We start from the raw sequence: 14,127 nt of genomic DNA on the forward strand, positions 1-14,127 counted from the left end.
CAGCCAGCGCGAGCAGTCTCGTCTAATTGCAACAGAATTCCCTCTATAATAAAACCACGCCCACCTGTAACGGAGATCCCCGTTTGAGCCCGACGTCGATTCAAATCACCGCCGCCATCATTTTTGGCATCGCCCTGCTTCACACCTTTAGCGCCAAATTCTTCGAGAGTCTGGCCCATCGCCACCCGCGCCATGCCGGGCTACTGCATTTATTGGGCGAAGTAGAGGTCGTCTTCGGCTTCTGGGCTTTTATATTGATTGGGCTGATGGCAGTGATGGCAGGCGGCGAGCAAGCCATTGAGTATGCCGAATCCCGGCACTACACCGAGCCACTTTTTGTCTTTGTCGTCATGGTGGTGGCGGCATCCAAACCTATCTTGCAAGCCGTGCAGCAAATCATTGCCGTGATCGCGCGGCTATTGCCCATCAATACTGCCGTGGCCCAGGCTTGGCTTTGCCTGGCCGTTGTGCCATTGGTGGGTTCATTCATCACCGAGCCTGCCGCCATGACACTGGCAGCACTGATGCTGGCACCGCAAGTGTTTCGCCATGGCATCCCGGAGTGGTTGAAATACGCCGCCCTGGGTGTGCTGTTCGTGAATATCTCGATTGGCGGCACGCTGACATCGTTTGCTGCCCCGCCGGTGCTGATGGTCGCCGCCACCTGGCAGTGGGATAGCGCTTTCATGCTGGCCCATTTTGGGTGGAAAGCAGCCATAGCCGTGCTATTCAATGCCACCATCATCACCATCATGTTGCGCAAGCATCTGGATCAGTTTCAGGGGCGTGCCGGAGAAACCAGCCCAGGCCAGAAAACGCCATTGCTGGTATCGGGCATCCACTTCCTGTTTCTGGCGGGCGTGGTCATGTTCGCCCATCACCCGGTCATTTTCATGGGCCTGTTCCTGCTGTTCCTGGGCTTTACCCAGGCCTATGAACGCTATCAAAACCCGTTGATCCTGAAAGAAGGCCTGCTGGTCGGCTTTTTCCTGGCAGGCCTGGTCGTGCTGGGCGGCATGCAGCAATGGTGGTTGCAACCTATCGTGGCAAGCCTTGAGCCTGTCGCGCTGTTCTTTGGCGCCGTGGCATTAACGGCCGTCACCGATAACGCCGCCCTCACTTATCTGGGATCTCTGATCATGGGCATTTCAGACGAATCAAAATACATGCTGGTCGCCGGGGCTGTTGCGGGTGGCGGGCTCACCGTAATTGCCAATGCCCCCAACCCGGCGGGCGTCGCCTTGCTGAAAAATGGCTTTCAGGATGCCTCAATAGGCGCAGGGCAATTATTACTCGGCGCATTACCCCCTACCCTGGTGGCGATTGTGTGTTTCTTCATGCTCTAAACGAGTGCAAAACGGCCATGATCGGTGCGTTTTTTTTGCCATTGCTGCCCAGCTTGCCCTATGGCGGACGGGTCAGTATGATGATTTGCCACTCCCCCGTTGGTCAGGAAAACGGCTGTTGGCATCCCTGTATTGATTACAATGAAAGTCGCTCGATTGCGTATTCTTTTTGTTAGCTCAGAAGCTCATCCCCTCATCAAAACTGGTGGTCTGGCCGATGTCAGCGGCTCGCTCCCTGCGGCGTTGCGGGATCAGGGCGAAGAAGTCCGGTTACTGATTCCTGGCTACCCGTCGGTCATGAAAAAACTGCAGGACCAGGCGAAAGTACTGGAACTGCAAGACCTGCCCTACGTCGGCCGTGCCAGCCTGGTGCTGGGGAAAATGCCCGACACCGGCGTTGAGGTGCTCGCCATTGACTGTCCCAGCTTGTATCAGCGCGCAGGCAACCCCTATCTGGATACCACAGGGCGCGACTGGGAAGATAATCCGGTGCGTTTCGGCGTCCTCTCCATGATTGCAGCCCGACTCGGCTGTAGCGACAGTCCGTTGCAAGACTGGATTCCCGATATCGTGCAATGCAATGACTGGCAAACCGGCTTAACTCCCGCTTACATGCAATTTCATATCCGTTCCCAGCCCGATGTGCGCCGGGCGCGCTGCGTATTCGGCATCCACAATCTGGCGTTTCAAGGCTGCTTTGGTCAGGAATGGGTAGCCCGACTAGGCTTGCCAGCGGATAGTTATCAGATGCAGGGGCTGGAATATTACGGGCAGATGTCGTTCCTCAAAGCGGGTGTGTTCTACGCCGATGCACTGGTGACGGTAAGCCCGACCTACGCCCGGGAAATCCAGACGCCGGAATTCGGTTTTGGCATGCAGGGCTTGCTAGCAGAGCGTGGCAGCGAGATACGCGGAATACTGAATGGCATTGATGTGGACGAATGGAACCCGGCTGCCGACGTCCATCTGGCCCAAGCCTATAATGAAAACACACTGCCAAAGAAACAGGCGGTCAAGTTGGCGTTGCAACAGCAGCAAGGCCTGCAACCAGCAGCCCAGCGACCATTGCTGGGGGTGGTAAGCCGCCTCACCCATCAAAAAGGGTTGGACATGCTGCTGCCGATTGCCGATGCGCTGATTACCGAGCAGCAATGCCAGCTGGTGCTGCTGGGCGGCGGAGAGGCTGCACTGGAGCAAGGTTTTCGTGCGCTTGCGCAGCGTCACCCAGGCTCGGTCAGCGTGAGCATTGGGTATAACGAAGCCCTGTCGCACCAGATCATGGCAGGCGCGGATATTTTCGTCATGCCATCGCGCTTTGAGCCATGCGGCCTGAATCAGATGTACGGCATGCGCTATGGCACCCCGCCAGTGGTCAATCGTACCGGTGGCCTGGCCGACTCCATCATCGATACCGACCCGGCAAGCCTGCAAGCGCAAACCGCGACCGGCTTTGTGATGGATGCTGCCGACACCACGGAGCTTTACAACACACTGCGACGCGCCATCAACTACTTTCATGACCATGCCACCTGGCAGAAAATCCAACAGAACGGCATGCGCAGGGAGCTAGGCTGGAAGCAAAGCGCGAAAGAATATATCAATGTCTATCAAAGCATTAGATAACACTTCTGACCTAATACCTTAAAATGAAAAAGCCTGATCAACTGCATCAGGCTTTTTCATTTGGATGTCATATTAATTACTTATAGTACAGCTGAGCTTCAGTTTCAAAAGCCCACTCAAATGTTAACCACCGATGGCATGCAACATGCTTGGTGTTGAGTGAGCTTCTTCCAAAGCTTGACTTCTCCTCACTTAAAGGGTGCCTGCGGGCACCCTATTTTTTTGCTGTTAAGCTTGATAACGATTAATCCAGCTTGAGGAAATGCTCGCGGTAGTATTTCAACTCTTCAATCGATTCATAGATATCCGCCAGCGCCTCGTGCTTGCTGGCCTTCTTGAAACCGCCGTGAATACTGGGTTTCCAGCGACGTGCCAATTCCTTGAACACGCTGACATCCAGATTGCGATAGTGGAAATAGGATTCCAGCTCCGGCATGTAACGCGCCATGAATCGTCTATCCTGACAGATGGAGTTGCCACACATAGGCGACTTGCCTGCTGGCACAAACTGTTTCAAAAACTCAATCATTTGTTGCGAAGCAGACACTTCATCCAGCGTCGATGCCTTGACCTTGTCAATCAGACCCGATTTTCCGTGCGTGCCCTTGTTCCAGGCGTCCATACCATCCAGCACGGCATCGGACTGGTGCACGACCAGCACGGGCGATTCCCCGAGGATATTCAAATCGGCGTCGGTAACGACGGCCGCCAGCTCGAGGATGCGGTCGCTATCCGGCAGCAGGCCGCTCATTTCCATATCCAGCCAGATGAGGTTATTTTGATCTTGTGACATAATGATTTCCATTAAAATAGGCTAATGCAGCGCGCTTTGGTGAACCTTCGCCGTAACGATGCTTCATACGGCAGTACCTTATAAGTTTAACTGAAAAACCCCGACATTATGGCCTCGACACTTACTCTCCTCTTCACCGCCCTGTTGATTCTGACCACCGCCATCAAGCTCTGGCTGGGTCGACGGCATATACGCCACATCGTGGCGCATCGCATTGCCGTGCCTGCAGCCTTCAGCCAAACCATCAGTATTGAAGCGCACCAGAAGGCTGCCGACTATTCCGCGGCAAAAACCCGGCTGATGCTGAGCGAGAGCGTGGCGCAGGCGGTCTTGCTGGCGGCGTTAACCTTGGGTGGTGGCCTGGAATTGATAGACAGCCTGTGGCGCGACGCCTTGGCCAATCATGAAATTCTGCGCGGCGCTGCTGTCATTTTGTCCGCCATGATCGTCAGCAGCCTGGTGGAGTTGCCATTTGATTACTACAAGGCTTTTGTCGTCGATCAGCGCTTTGGCTTCAACAAAATGACCCCTGCCATGTTTTTTACCGACATGGTCAAGCATGCGTTCGTGGGCTTGCTGCTCGGCGCCCCGTTGCTGTTTGCGGCCCTCTGGCTGATGCAAGGTGCCGGTGATTACTGGTGGCTTTACCTGTGGATCGTCTGGAGTGTCTTCAATCTGGTGATGCTGGCGGTATACCCAACCTTTATCGCGCCCTTGTTCAACAAGTTCACGCCCCTGGCCGATGCTTCACTGAAGTCACGCATTGAAACCCTGCTGACCAAATGTGGCTTCAAGTCGCAAGGCCTGTTCGTGATGGATGGCTCCACCCGCAGCAGCCATGGCAATGCCTATTTCACTGGCTTTGGCTCCAGCAAGCGCGTGGTGTTTTTTGACACCCTGCTCGACCGGCTGGATGAAGACGAGATTGAAGCCGTGCTGGCGCACGAGCTTGGTCACTTCAAGCATCATCATGTGATAAAGCGTATTGTGCTCATGTTCTTCGTGACCTTTGTCGGCCTCGCCCTGCTGGGATGGCTCAAGCAACAGGCATGGTTCTATACCGGCCTGGGCGTAAGCGAGACCAGCGATTACATGGCCTTGCTGCTGTTCCTGCTGGTAAGCCCGGTGTTCCTGTTCCTGCTGCGCCCACTGATGGCCAGCTACTCACGTAAAAATGAGTTTGAAGCGGATGATTATGCAGCCAAGCATGCCGATGCACGCCACCTGATTGAAGCCTTGGTCAAGCTGTATCGAGACAACGCTTCTACCCTGACGCCTGATCCTTTGCACTCGGCGTTTTATGATTCACACCCACCGGCCAGCATCCGTATTGCCAAGCTGGCAGTCAAATAAGATCGGAGAGCTCGTCATGCGCACATCGTTCCTGCTTTTGCTGCTTAGTCTGGCAATGAACGCGCATGCCGAGCCTTTTGCCGAAGGCGATGCCGCCATCGGCAAAACCATGGTGGAGAAAAACTGCATACAGTGCCACGCGAGCAAATACGGTGGCGATGGATCTGCCATCTATATCCGTGAACATCGCCTGGTGAAAACCTCCCGTGGTTTACTGGCGCAAATCCGCAATTGCAACACCATGCTCGGTATGAAATGGTTTGAGGATGAAGAGCTGCATGTGGCCCGCTACCTGAATCAGACCTACTATAAATTCGATAAATAACCCGCGGGACAGGTATCATGCCTGATCACCACTGACAGAAATGTGCCTTTGAAAAATCAGGAACTGCAACACGGCCTCGTCATTGCCGCCTATGGCAAGCGCTATGGCGTGGAGTTAGACGATGGTCGCGAAATCAGCTGCGTCACCCGCGGCAAAAAAACCGACCTGGCCTGCGGTGATCGCGTCAACATCAAGCTCACCGACACGGCCGAGGGCGTGATCGAAAGCAATGATCCTCGTACCAGCCTGCTCTATCGCAGCAATGCCTTCCGCAGCAAGCTGCTGGCCGCCAATGTCACCCAGATCATTATTATGCTGGCTACCACGCCCAGCTTTTACGAAGAGTTACTCAACCGTTGCCTGCTGGCTGCGGAAGCCGCGGGCATTGAAGTTGTGATTGTGCTCAACAAATGCGACCTGGGTGACAAGCAGGAAGCCATGGCCAAGCTGCAGCGCTATGAAGCCTTGGGTTATCGCGTACTGCATATGTCTGCACATGAGGATATCAGCCCCTTGCGACCTTTATTGCAGGGGCACACCAGCGTACTGGTCGGCCAATCCGGCATGGGGAAATCAACTATCGTCAACGCCCTGCTGCCAGGCCAGCAGGTGCGCACGCAGGAAGTCTCGCAAGTGCTGGATAGTGGCAAACACACGACTACCGCTGCCCATCTTTACCATCTGGATGCCGATAGCCATTTGATCGACTCCCCCGGACTGCAGGAATTCGGCCTGCACCATCTCGATATTGAAGCTCTGGAGCGCGCATTCATTGAATTCCGGCCCTATCTCGGCAAATGCCGTTTCAATAATTGCCGCCACCTGCAGGAACCAGATTGCGCGCTGATAGAGGCGGCAGAGCGGCATGAAATTCATCCCGAGCGCCTGCAGTATTACCAATCCATGGCCCAGGAGCTGTTGCGCTAACAGTTTTTCTGGCGGGCTGCTGAGATGGACAGACAACAGCAAGCTGAGTAACGGGTGGGAACAGCCAACCCCCTCACCTGTCCCTGCCGATGACAACTCTTACTCATTCAGACTGGAGTCGTGCTTATGACCACTGCCATGATCAGCCATCCGGACAGCCTGTTGCATGTGATGGATGGCAAACACCCGGAATCCCCCGCCCGCATCACGGCCATCCATGAAGCACTCGCGGCCAGCGGGCTGATCAAGCAACTCAGTTTGTATGAGGCCCCTGCCGCCACGGATACGCAACTGGCCCGCGTCCATAACCCGGATTATATTGCCCGCATACGCCAGCTTTCACCGCCAGCCGGGCTGGTGCGGCTGGATGCCGACACGGCCATGGGGCCGATGACCCTGTCAGCCTGCCTGCACGCCAGTGGAGCCGCGATACTTGGAGTAGACCTGGTCATGTCAGGCAAGGCGCAGCGCGCCTTCTGCTGCACACGTCCGCCTGGACATCACGCCGGGCGCAGCAATGCCGCAGGCTTTTGCATCTTCAACCATGTGGCCGTCGCCACGGCGCATGCCCTGAGTCAGCACAAGCTGGACCGTGTGGCTATCCTGGATTTCGATGTCCACCATGGTGATGGCACCGAAGACATTTTTCGCGACAATGCCCATGTCATGCTGTGCTCCACGTTTCAGCATCCCTTTTACCCGCATCGCGGCGCTGATACGCGCAGCGCCAACATGATCAATGTCCCGCTGCCTGCCGGCACCAGCGGTCCAGCTTTCCGGGAAGTCGTGGAAAGGGAAATTGCCCCGGCGCTTGCCCGTTTCAAACCACAATTACTCATGATCTCCGCCGGATTTGATGCGCATCGGGATGACCCGCTGGCGGGATTGAAACTGGAAGCCGCGGATTACAGCTGGATAACCGCCTTTGCCAGAAAGATAGCCGATCAGCATGCACAAGGGCGTATCGTCTCGGTGCTGGAAGGTGGCTATGCGCTGCCCGCGCTAGCAGAGAGCGCCGTCGCGCATGTGCGAGGCCTGCTCTGAATAGGGGCCAGATATTCTGGCAAACACCCTGTTTTGCATAGAAATTCGCGTCGGGTTGGAGACAGCCGCCTCGCGACACCTGCTATAATCCCGCCATGCAAATTACTACCCGCCTTGAATTCGATGCCGGTCATCGCATCCCCTGCCACAAAAGCCAATGCCGCAACCTGCACGGCCATCGTTACGCCATGGAAATTACCCTGTCAGGCGACATCATCCAGCAGGATGGCAGCTCCGATAACGGCATGGTGATGGACTTCTCCGACGTCAAAGCCATTGCACGCGAGAGCGTGGTGGACGTATGGGATCATGCATTTCTGGTCTACAAAGGCGATGCGGATGTGCTGAACTTCCTCAACAGCCTGCCCAATCATAAAACGGTGGTGATGGAGAGCGTGCCAACTGCCGAAAACATGGCGGCAGAAGCGTTTCGTATCCTGAATAGCCGTTATCAGGATGTGTATGGCAATCATCTGAAGCTGGAACGCGTACGCCTGTATGAAACGCCAAACAGCTGGGCTGATGCGCTCGCCTGAGCGTTATCAGTCTCCCGCCCTTCGGTAACTTTCTCGCAAACTTCCTCGGGCTTTATCCCAGGCCTACCCTAACAGCGCAGGTGTTTCCATCACCTGCACCAAAGCCTGACGCCAATCCTGCAGCCTGAGACCCCAATCCTGCTCCAGCAAATCGCCATCCAGCCGTGAATTGGCAGGCCGGGCTGCCGGGGTGGGATATTCGGCCGTCGTAATCGCCCTTACCGCCTCCGAAGACACGCGCAATGGCGGCCAGCCGCGCTCGGCCTGCAGTCCTTCATACGCTTGCAGGATGGCGACAGCAAAGCCATGCCAGCTGGTGTATCCGCTGTTGGTGAGGTGATAAATACCACTGCGCTCTGGTTGCCAGGATTTCAGGAGGGTAAGCGTTGCGCTGGCGATATCGTGACTGCTGGTGGGTGCACCCAATTGATCTGCGACAATGCCCAGACTGTCGCGCTCGCGGGCAAGCCGCAGGATGGTATGCAGGAAATTCTTGCCATAAGCGCCATATACCCAGCTGGTCCGCAAGATGAGATGCTGCGCACCGGCCTGTTGCACGGCCTGTTCCCCCGCCAGCTTGCTCGCACCATAGACGCCAAGAGGATTGGTCATGTCAGTTTCGCGATAGGGCTTGCTGGCGCGGCCATCAAACACATAATCCGTTGAGTAATGCACCATGCGCGCGCCCAGCTCTGCCGCCTCTTCCGCCAGGATGCGCGGCGCTTCAGCATTAATGGCATACGCCAGCTCAGGCTCGGTTTCGGCCTTGTCCACCGCGGTATAGGCAGCGGGATTCACAATCACATCGGGGCGCAATGTGCGCACAGTTTTACGGATGGCGGCCTCATCAGATAAATCCAGCGCAGCACGATCCAGCGCCGTGACCGTGCCCCAGGTAGCCAGCATGGGCAACAATGCATGACCAACCTGACCATGCACACCGGTGAGTAAGATACGGGGAGAAGTCAATGGGAGCGATTCAGGGGAAAGTTAATCGAAACAAGGCGCTAACAGGAAATCCAGTCCACGGCTGTCTTTGGCAGAAAGCGCAGGCGGTGCGGTCAGTTGCCAGTCAATGTTCAGCGTGGGGTCATCCCAACGTATGCAGCACTCATGCTCGGGGGCATAAAAATCGGTGGTTTTGTACAAAAACTCGGCGAACTCGGATAGCACAACAAAGCCATGGGCAAAGCCTTCTGGCACCCACATCTGCCGGCGGTTTTCTGCCGAGAGAATGGCACTGGTCCAGCGCCCAAAGCTGGGGGAGTTTTTGCGCATATCCACGGCCACATCCAGCACTTCGCCCGCCACCACCCGCACCAGCTTGCCCTGGGGCTGCCGAATCTGATAATGCAGTCCGCGCAATACGCCCTTGGCCGAGGCCGAGTGATTATCTTGCACAAAAGTGCGTTTGAGACCCGTCAGGGCTTCAAATGTATTCTGGTTATAGCTCTCGAAAAAGAATCCCCGCGCATCGCCAAACACTTTGGGTTCAAAAATCAGTACATCTGGCAAACCTGTTGCAACGAGTTGCATCAAAACACCCTTTCTTTCAGCATGCGCGTCAGATATTGGCCGTAGCCATTCTTGCTGTACAAAGCCGCAATCTCTTCCACCTTGGTGGCATCGATATAGCCCATGCGGTAGGCAATTTCTTCCGGGCAGGCCACTTTGAGGCCTTGCCGCTTTTCAATGGTTTCTATAAACAACGAGGCCTCCAGCAAGGACTCGTGCGTGCCGGTATCCAGCCAGGCATGACCACGCCCCATCACTTCCACCTTGAGCTGACCCGCAGCCAGGTAATGGCTGTTGATGTCGGTAATTTCCAGCTCACCGCGTGGCGATGGCTTGAGCGATGCGGCGATATCGCTCACCTGGTTATCGTAGAAATACAACCCGGTGACTGCGTAACGGGATTTTGGCGTAGCTGGTTTTTCCTCCAGACTCACCGCCTGGCCTTGCTCATTGAATTCCACCACGCCATAGCGCTCAGGATCATTCACCGGATAAGCAAATACCGTGGCACCACTGGTACGATGTGCTGCCGCATGCAGGTCGCTGCCCAGATCATGCCCGTAGAAAATATTGTCTCCCAGGACCAGCGTGCTCGGTGCATTGCCCAGGAACTCACGGCCAATCAGAAACGCTTGAGCCAGCCCGTCAGGCGATGCCTGAACGGCATATTGAATATGAATGCCCCACTGGCTGCCATCCCCCAGCAATTGCTCGAAACGCGGCGTGTCCTGCGGCGTGGAAATCAGCAAGATATCGCGGATGCCAGACAGCATCAGCGTCGACAGCGGGTAGTACACCATGGGCTTGTCGTAAACCGGCAGCAGCTGTTTGGAGACAGCCTGCGTCACCGGGTAAAGCCGCGTGCCGGAACCTCCGGCGAGGATAATGCCTTTTCTCATGCTGCGCTCTCCGCATAATGCTGATCCAGCCAGCGGCGATATTCGCCAGAGTTAACGTTCTCAACCCAATCCTGATGCTCCAGATACCAGGCCACGGTTTTGCGGATGCCGGTTTCAAAACTTTCTTGTGGTTTCCAGCCCAGCTCGCTGTATAGCTTGCTGGCATCAATGGCATAGCGGCGGTCATGCCCGGGCCTGTCCTTGACGAAGGTAATCTGCTCGCGATAACTACGTCCGTCCTCAAGTGGCTGGAGATTGTCGAGGATGTCACACAGCAATTGCACCACATCCAGATTCGCTTTTTCGTTCCAGCCACCGACGTTATAGGTTTCCCCCACCCGCCCGGCTTCCAGCACGCGGCGAATGGCGCTGCAATGGTCTTTCACATAGAGCCAGTCGCGAATCTGCTGACCGTCTCCATAGATAGGCAACGGCTTGCCCGCCAGGGCATTCAGCAGGCAAAGCGGGATGAGTTTTTCAGGAAAATGATACGGGCCGTAATTGTTGGAACAGTTGGTGGTCAAGGTAGGCAGACCATAAGTGTGCTGATACGCCCGCACTAGATGGTCGGAAGCCGCCTTGGATGCCGAGTAAGGGCTATTTGGCGCATAAGGCGTAGTCTCGGTGAAGGCCGGATCATGCGCCGCCAGCGTGCCATAGACTTCATCAGTGGATACATGAAGAAAACGGAACGCACCCTGCTCAGTAGTATCCAGGCTGCCCCAGTAGTGGCGAGCCTCCTCCAGCAGGTGAAAAGTACCGACGACATTGGTCTGGATAAAGTCTTCCGGCCCATGAATGGAGCGGTCGACATGGCTTTCCGCAGCAAAATTGAGAATGGCGCGAGGCTTGTGCTCGGCTAGCAACTTTGCCACCAATGCCCGGTCTCCGATATCACCATGAACAAAGACATGATCTGGATGCTGTTGTACTGCCTCCAGATTTTGCAGATTGCCTGCATAGGTAAGTTTGTCCAGATTGATCACGCGTCCCAGACCAGCCGCCAGCCAGTCCAGCACAAAATTGGCGCCTATGAAACCCGCGCCACCTGTTACCAGAATCGTATTGTTCAAGATAAGTGCTTTCGATTATTCGGTTTGCTGCAACTCTTGCCAGACACATGCCCCGCCCTTGGCAAGACCTTGCAGGTATTGCTGGTGGGCGGCAGTTTCGGTCTCATCCGCCAACACTACTTTATGCGAGATGGCCTGAATCTGCAGGGCATCATTATCATCGTTATGCACCGGTGTATCCAGCATATCGATGATCAGACTTTCCTGGCCACGCGTCATCGCCAGATACACATCAGCGAGCAGCTCGGCATCGAGCAAGGCGCCGTGCAAAGTACGCTTGGAGTTATCAATGCCAAAATGGCGGCACAAGGCATCCAGGTTGTTACGTTGTCCTGGACGCATTTCCTTGGCCATCTTCAGCGTGTCGATAATGCCACTGGCGACGGACTCGATGCCAGGCTTTTCAATGCGGCCCAATTCGGCGTTCAGAAAGCCGACATCAAACGGGGCGTTATGAATAATCAGCTCGGAATCCTGCACAAAATCCAGAAACTCGCCAACGACATCGGCAAAGCGCGGCTTGTCCTGTAAAAACTCCAGGGTTATGCCGTGGACTTCCTGCGCCCCGGCATCTATCTCGCGGTCGGGATTGAGGTAGACATGGTAGTGCTGGCTGGTAATGCGGCGATTGATGACCTCTACCGCCGCAATTTCAATAATGCGATGGCCTTGTGCGGGATAAAGGCCGGTGGTTTCCGTATCCAGAAATATCTGTCTCATGCGCGTTCTTTCGCCTCTAACGCTTGCAGCACGCCCTGATTCGCCAGGGCATCGGCACGCTCATTGCCCGCGTTACCCGCGTGCCCCTTCACCCACAGCCATTCAATATTGTGCGGCTGCACGGTTTGATCCAGTTCGCGCCAGAGGTCTTCATTCTTTACCGGTTTTTTGTCGCTGGTACGCCAGTTGCGCGCTTTCCAGCCGGTCATCCATTCGGTAATGCCTTTTTGAACATACACGGAATCGGTGTAGATTTTGACCAGGCAAGGCCGCTTCAATGCCTGCAATGCACGAATGACGGCGGTCAACTCCATGCGATTGTTGGTGGTGAGCAGTTCTCCGCCACACATTTCTTTCTCATGACCACCCATGGCCAGCCATGCGCCCCAGCCACCGGGGCCGGGGTTCCCTTTGCATGCGCCATCGGCGTAGATGACGACGCAACCTTCTTCAACTGCCATAATTATTTGTCTCGATTTCGTTTGATTTTCTGGCTGGGCGATGCAACCAGCCGTGGCTTGATTCTGGCAGCATTCCAGTTGGGACGGATCACCCGCATGCCCAGCACGCGTTTGCGGGCCACCACAAAATACACGCCGCCGCGCATCGGCCACCAACGCCCACCTGCCTGATCCAGAAAACGGCTGCGCTCCAGCCAGCGTGCGCTGACCCAGGGTGGCGCATAGCAGGTCATGCCGGTGCTGATTATCTCAAAACCCAGCAAGGCTAGCCAATCCTTAATGCGTAACAAAGGTAAAAAGTTGCCATGCCAGGGGTACCCTTGCCGCTTGCCTAGCATACGCTTCACGCCCCAGCTGCTGAGCGGGTTAAAGCCACTGATCATGAGGTGCCCTTCTGCCACAAGCACTCGCTCGGCTTCGCGCAGGGTCTGGTGCGGATCCTCACTGAAATCCAGAGTGTGGGGCATGAGCAATAAATCGATGGTATTGGCAGAAAAAGGCAGCTGGGTGGAATCACTAAGCACCTCGCCGTGCTCCTGATCCGTGTGAAACATGAATGGCATACGGCATTGTTGCAGTAAATTGGCTTGCGGCAGGCCAATTTGCAGGGCATTGAAGCCGAACACATCGGCCACGGCCTGGTCGAACAGACATTGCTCGCGCTCCAGTAGATACGCGCCAATAGGCTTTGCCAGCCATGACTGCTGATCGTCTATTGACATTTATTCCTCAACATCGAAGTATCCCATCATGTATGACATTATTCCCATTCCGGCTTTTTCAGATAACTACATCTGGATGCTACACGCCCATGGCCAGGCGGCCGTGGTTGATCCAGGCGATGCAGAACCCGTATTGCAGCAACTTGCCGCATCCGGGCTTCAACTCCAGACCATCCTCATCACTCACCATCACAACGACCATATCGGCGGCGTGGAAAGACTGCAACACGAAACCGGGGCTCGGGTATATGCCCCGGCACGCGAGAACTATGCCTTCAAACATCAACCGGTGCATGAGGGCGATCAGATAGAGCTCGACTTTTTGCCCTTGACGTTGACCGTGCTCGAGGTCCCTGGCCATACGCTCGGACATGTGGCCTATTATGGCGCAAAGCTTCTATTCTGTGGCGATACCCTGTTCAGTGCAGGCTGTGGCCGCCTGTTTGAGGGAACGCCTGCCCAGATGCTGGATTCACTCAACAAGCTGGCCGCGCTGCCAGCGGAAACTGCCGTCTATTGCACGCATGAATACACCGAACACAATTTGAAATTCGCCCGACAGCTGGACCCGGAAAACGCCGCCCTGCTGGCAAGACAAGCGCGAGTCGCGCAGTTGAGACGGCAAGGTCTGCCCAGCCTGCCCAGCACACTTGCGATTGAGCGCGAGAGCAATCCTTTCCTGCGCTGTGCAAGCCCAGCCATCCAGCAAGCTTCCGGCATACATGAAGCGAATCCGCTCGCTGTTTTTACCGCCATCCGCGAAATGAGAAATCATTTTTAATCATTAACA

Annotated in this window: 16 protein-coding genes; 8 read left to right on the forward strand and 8 right to left on the reverse strand. The window is 55.5% G+C overall.

Annotated elements, in window-relative coordinates; genetic code table 11:
- Positions 1-83 precede the first annotated feature (83 nt).
- On the forward strand, positions 84-1,346 hold the full coding sequence (locus tag MPQ_RS07395) for a putative Na+/H+ antiporter (RefSeq protein WP_013442291.1): 1,263 nt from the start codon (positions 84-86) through the stop codon (positions 1,344-1,346).
- A 141-nt stretch (positions 1,347-1,487) separates the two neighbouring features.
- A complete protein-coding gene (glgA, locus tag MPQ_RS07400) occupies positions 1,488-2,969 on the forward strand; it encodes a glycogen synthase GlgA (protein ID WP_013442293.1) in 1,482 nt (493 codons plus the stop codon).
- A 244-nt stretch (positions 2,970-3,213) separates the two neighbouring features.
- Here glgA and orn read toward each other — a convergent pair whose 3' ends face one another.
- A complete protein-coding gene (gene orn / locus MPQ_RS07405) occupies positions 3,214-3,762 on the reverse strand; it encodes an oligoribonuclease (RefSeq protein ID WP_013442294.1) in 549 nt (182 codons plus the stop codon).
- A 108-nt stretch (positions 3,763-3,870) separates the two neighbouring features.
- Here orn and MPQ_RS07410 point away from each other — a divergent pair, with 108 nt between their 5' ends.
- The 5 genes from MPQ_RS07410 to queD all read left to right on the forward strand — a co-directional run bounded on the left by MPQ_RS07410 (position 3,871) and on the right by queD (position 7,947).
- Entirely contained in the window at positions 3,871-5,115 is a 1,245-nt protein-coding gene (locus tag MPQ_RS07410) for a M48 family metallopeptidase (protein ID WP_013442295.1), read from the forward strand.
- A 16-nt stretch (positions 5,116-5,131) separates the two neighbouring features.
- The gene (locus MPQ_RS07415; protein WP_013442296.1) at positions 5,132-5,440 is read left to right on the forward strand and encodes a hypothetical protein; all 309 of its coding nucleotides are present in this window, start codon (positions 5,132-5,134) and stop codon (positions 5,438-5,440) included.
- 48 nt (positions 5,441-5,488) lie between these two features.
- Positions 5,489-6,367: a ribosome small subunit-dependent GTPase A gene (rsgA, locus tag MPQ_RS07420; protein WP_083801054.1), complete on the forward strand. Its 879-nt coding sequence runs from the start codon at positions 5,489-5,491 to the stop codon at positions 6,365-6,367.
- 126 nt (positions 6,368-6,493) lie between these two features.
- Positions 6,494-7,411, forward strand: a complete 918-nt coding sequence (locus MPQ_RS07425) for a histone deacetylase family protein (RefSeq protein WP_013442298.1) — start codon at positions 6,494-6,496, stop codon at positions 7,409-7,411.
- A 95-nt stretch (positions 7,412-7,506) separates the two neighbouring features.
- On the forward strand, positions 7,507-7,947 hold the full coding sequence (gene queD, locus MPQ_RS07430) for a 6-carboxytetrahydropterin synthase QueD (protein ID WP_013442299.1): 441 nt from the start codon (positions 7,507-7,509) through the stop codon (positions 7,945-7,947).
- Positions 7,948-8,010: 63 nt separating this feature from the next.
- Here queD and rfbD read toward each other — a convergent pair whose 3' ends face one another.
- Genes rfbD through MPQ_RS07465 form a run of 7 tightly spaced genes read right to left on the reverse strand, consistent with a single transcriptional unit; the run spans position 8,011 to position 13,337 of the window.
- Complete coding sequence (gene rfbD, locus MPQ_RS07435; protein WP_013442300.1) at positions 8,011-8,916, reverse strand: dTDP-4-dehydrorhamnose reductase; 906 nt, start codon at positions 8,914-8,916, stop codon at positions 8,011-8,013.
- A 21-nt stretch (positions 8,917-8,937) separates the two neighbouring features.
- Complete coding sequence (rfbC, locus tag MPQ_RS07440) at positions 8,938-9,483, reverse strand: dTDP-4-dehydrorhamnose 3,5-epimerase (protein ID WP_013442301.1); 546 nt, start codon at positions 9,481-9,483, stop codon at positions 8,938-8,940.
- The gene (gene rfbA / locus MPQ_RS07445) at positions 9,483-10,361 is read right to left on the reverse strand and encodes a glucose-1-phosphate thymidylyltransferase RfbA (protein WP_013442302.1); all 879 of its coding nucleotides are present in this window, start codon (positions 10,359-10,361) and stop codon (positions 9,483-9,485) included. The genes rfbC and rfbA overlap by 1 nt, the downstream gene beginning before the upstream one ends.
- Entirely contained in the window at positions 10,358-11,434 is a 1,077-nt protein-coding gene (gene rfbB / locus MPQ_RS07450; protein ID WP_013442303.1) for a dTDP-glucose 4,6-dehydratase, read from the reverse strand. Before rfbB ends, rfbA begins: the two co-directional genes overlap by 4 nt.
- A gap of 15 nt (positions 11,435-11,449) precedes the next feature.
- A complete protein-coding gene (dnaQ, locus tag MPQ_RS07455) occupies positions 11,450-12,154 on the reverse strand; it encodes a DNA polymerase III subunit epsilon (protein WP_013442304.1) in 705 nt (234 codons plus the stop codon).
- On the reverse strand, positions 12,151-12,615 hold the full coding sequence (gene rnhA / locus MPQ_RS07460) for a ribonuclease HI (protein WP_013442305.1): 465 nt from the start codon (positions 12,613-12,615) through the stop codon (positions 12,151-12,153). Before rnhA ends, dnaQ begins: the two co-directional genes overlap by 4 nt.
- Positions 12,616-12,617: 2 nt before the next feature.
- On the reverse strand, positions 12,618-13,337 hold the full coding sequence (locus MPQ_RS07465; RefSeq protein WP_013442306.1) for a class I SAM-dependent methyltransferase: 720 nt from the start codon (positions 13,335-13,337) through the stop codon (positions 12,618-12,620).
- Between the two features lie 28 nt (positions 13,338-13,365).
- On the opposite strand from MPQ_RS07465, the gene gloB reads away from it, so the two are divergent.
- Entirely contained in the window at positions 13,366-14,118 is a 753-nt protein-coding gene (gene gloB / locus MPQ_RS07470) for a hydroxyacylglutathione hydrolase (protein WP_013442307.1), read from the forward strand.
- Positions 14,119-14,127 lie beyond the last annotated feature (9 nt).

Origin of the sequence: Methylovorus sp. MP688 (genome assembly GCF_000183115.1) — a bacterium.
GTDB classification, from domain to species: domain Bacteria; phylum Pseudomonadota; class Gammaproteobacteria; order Burkholderiales; family Methylophilaceae; genus Methylovorus; species Methylovorus glucosotrophus.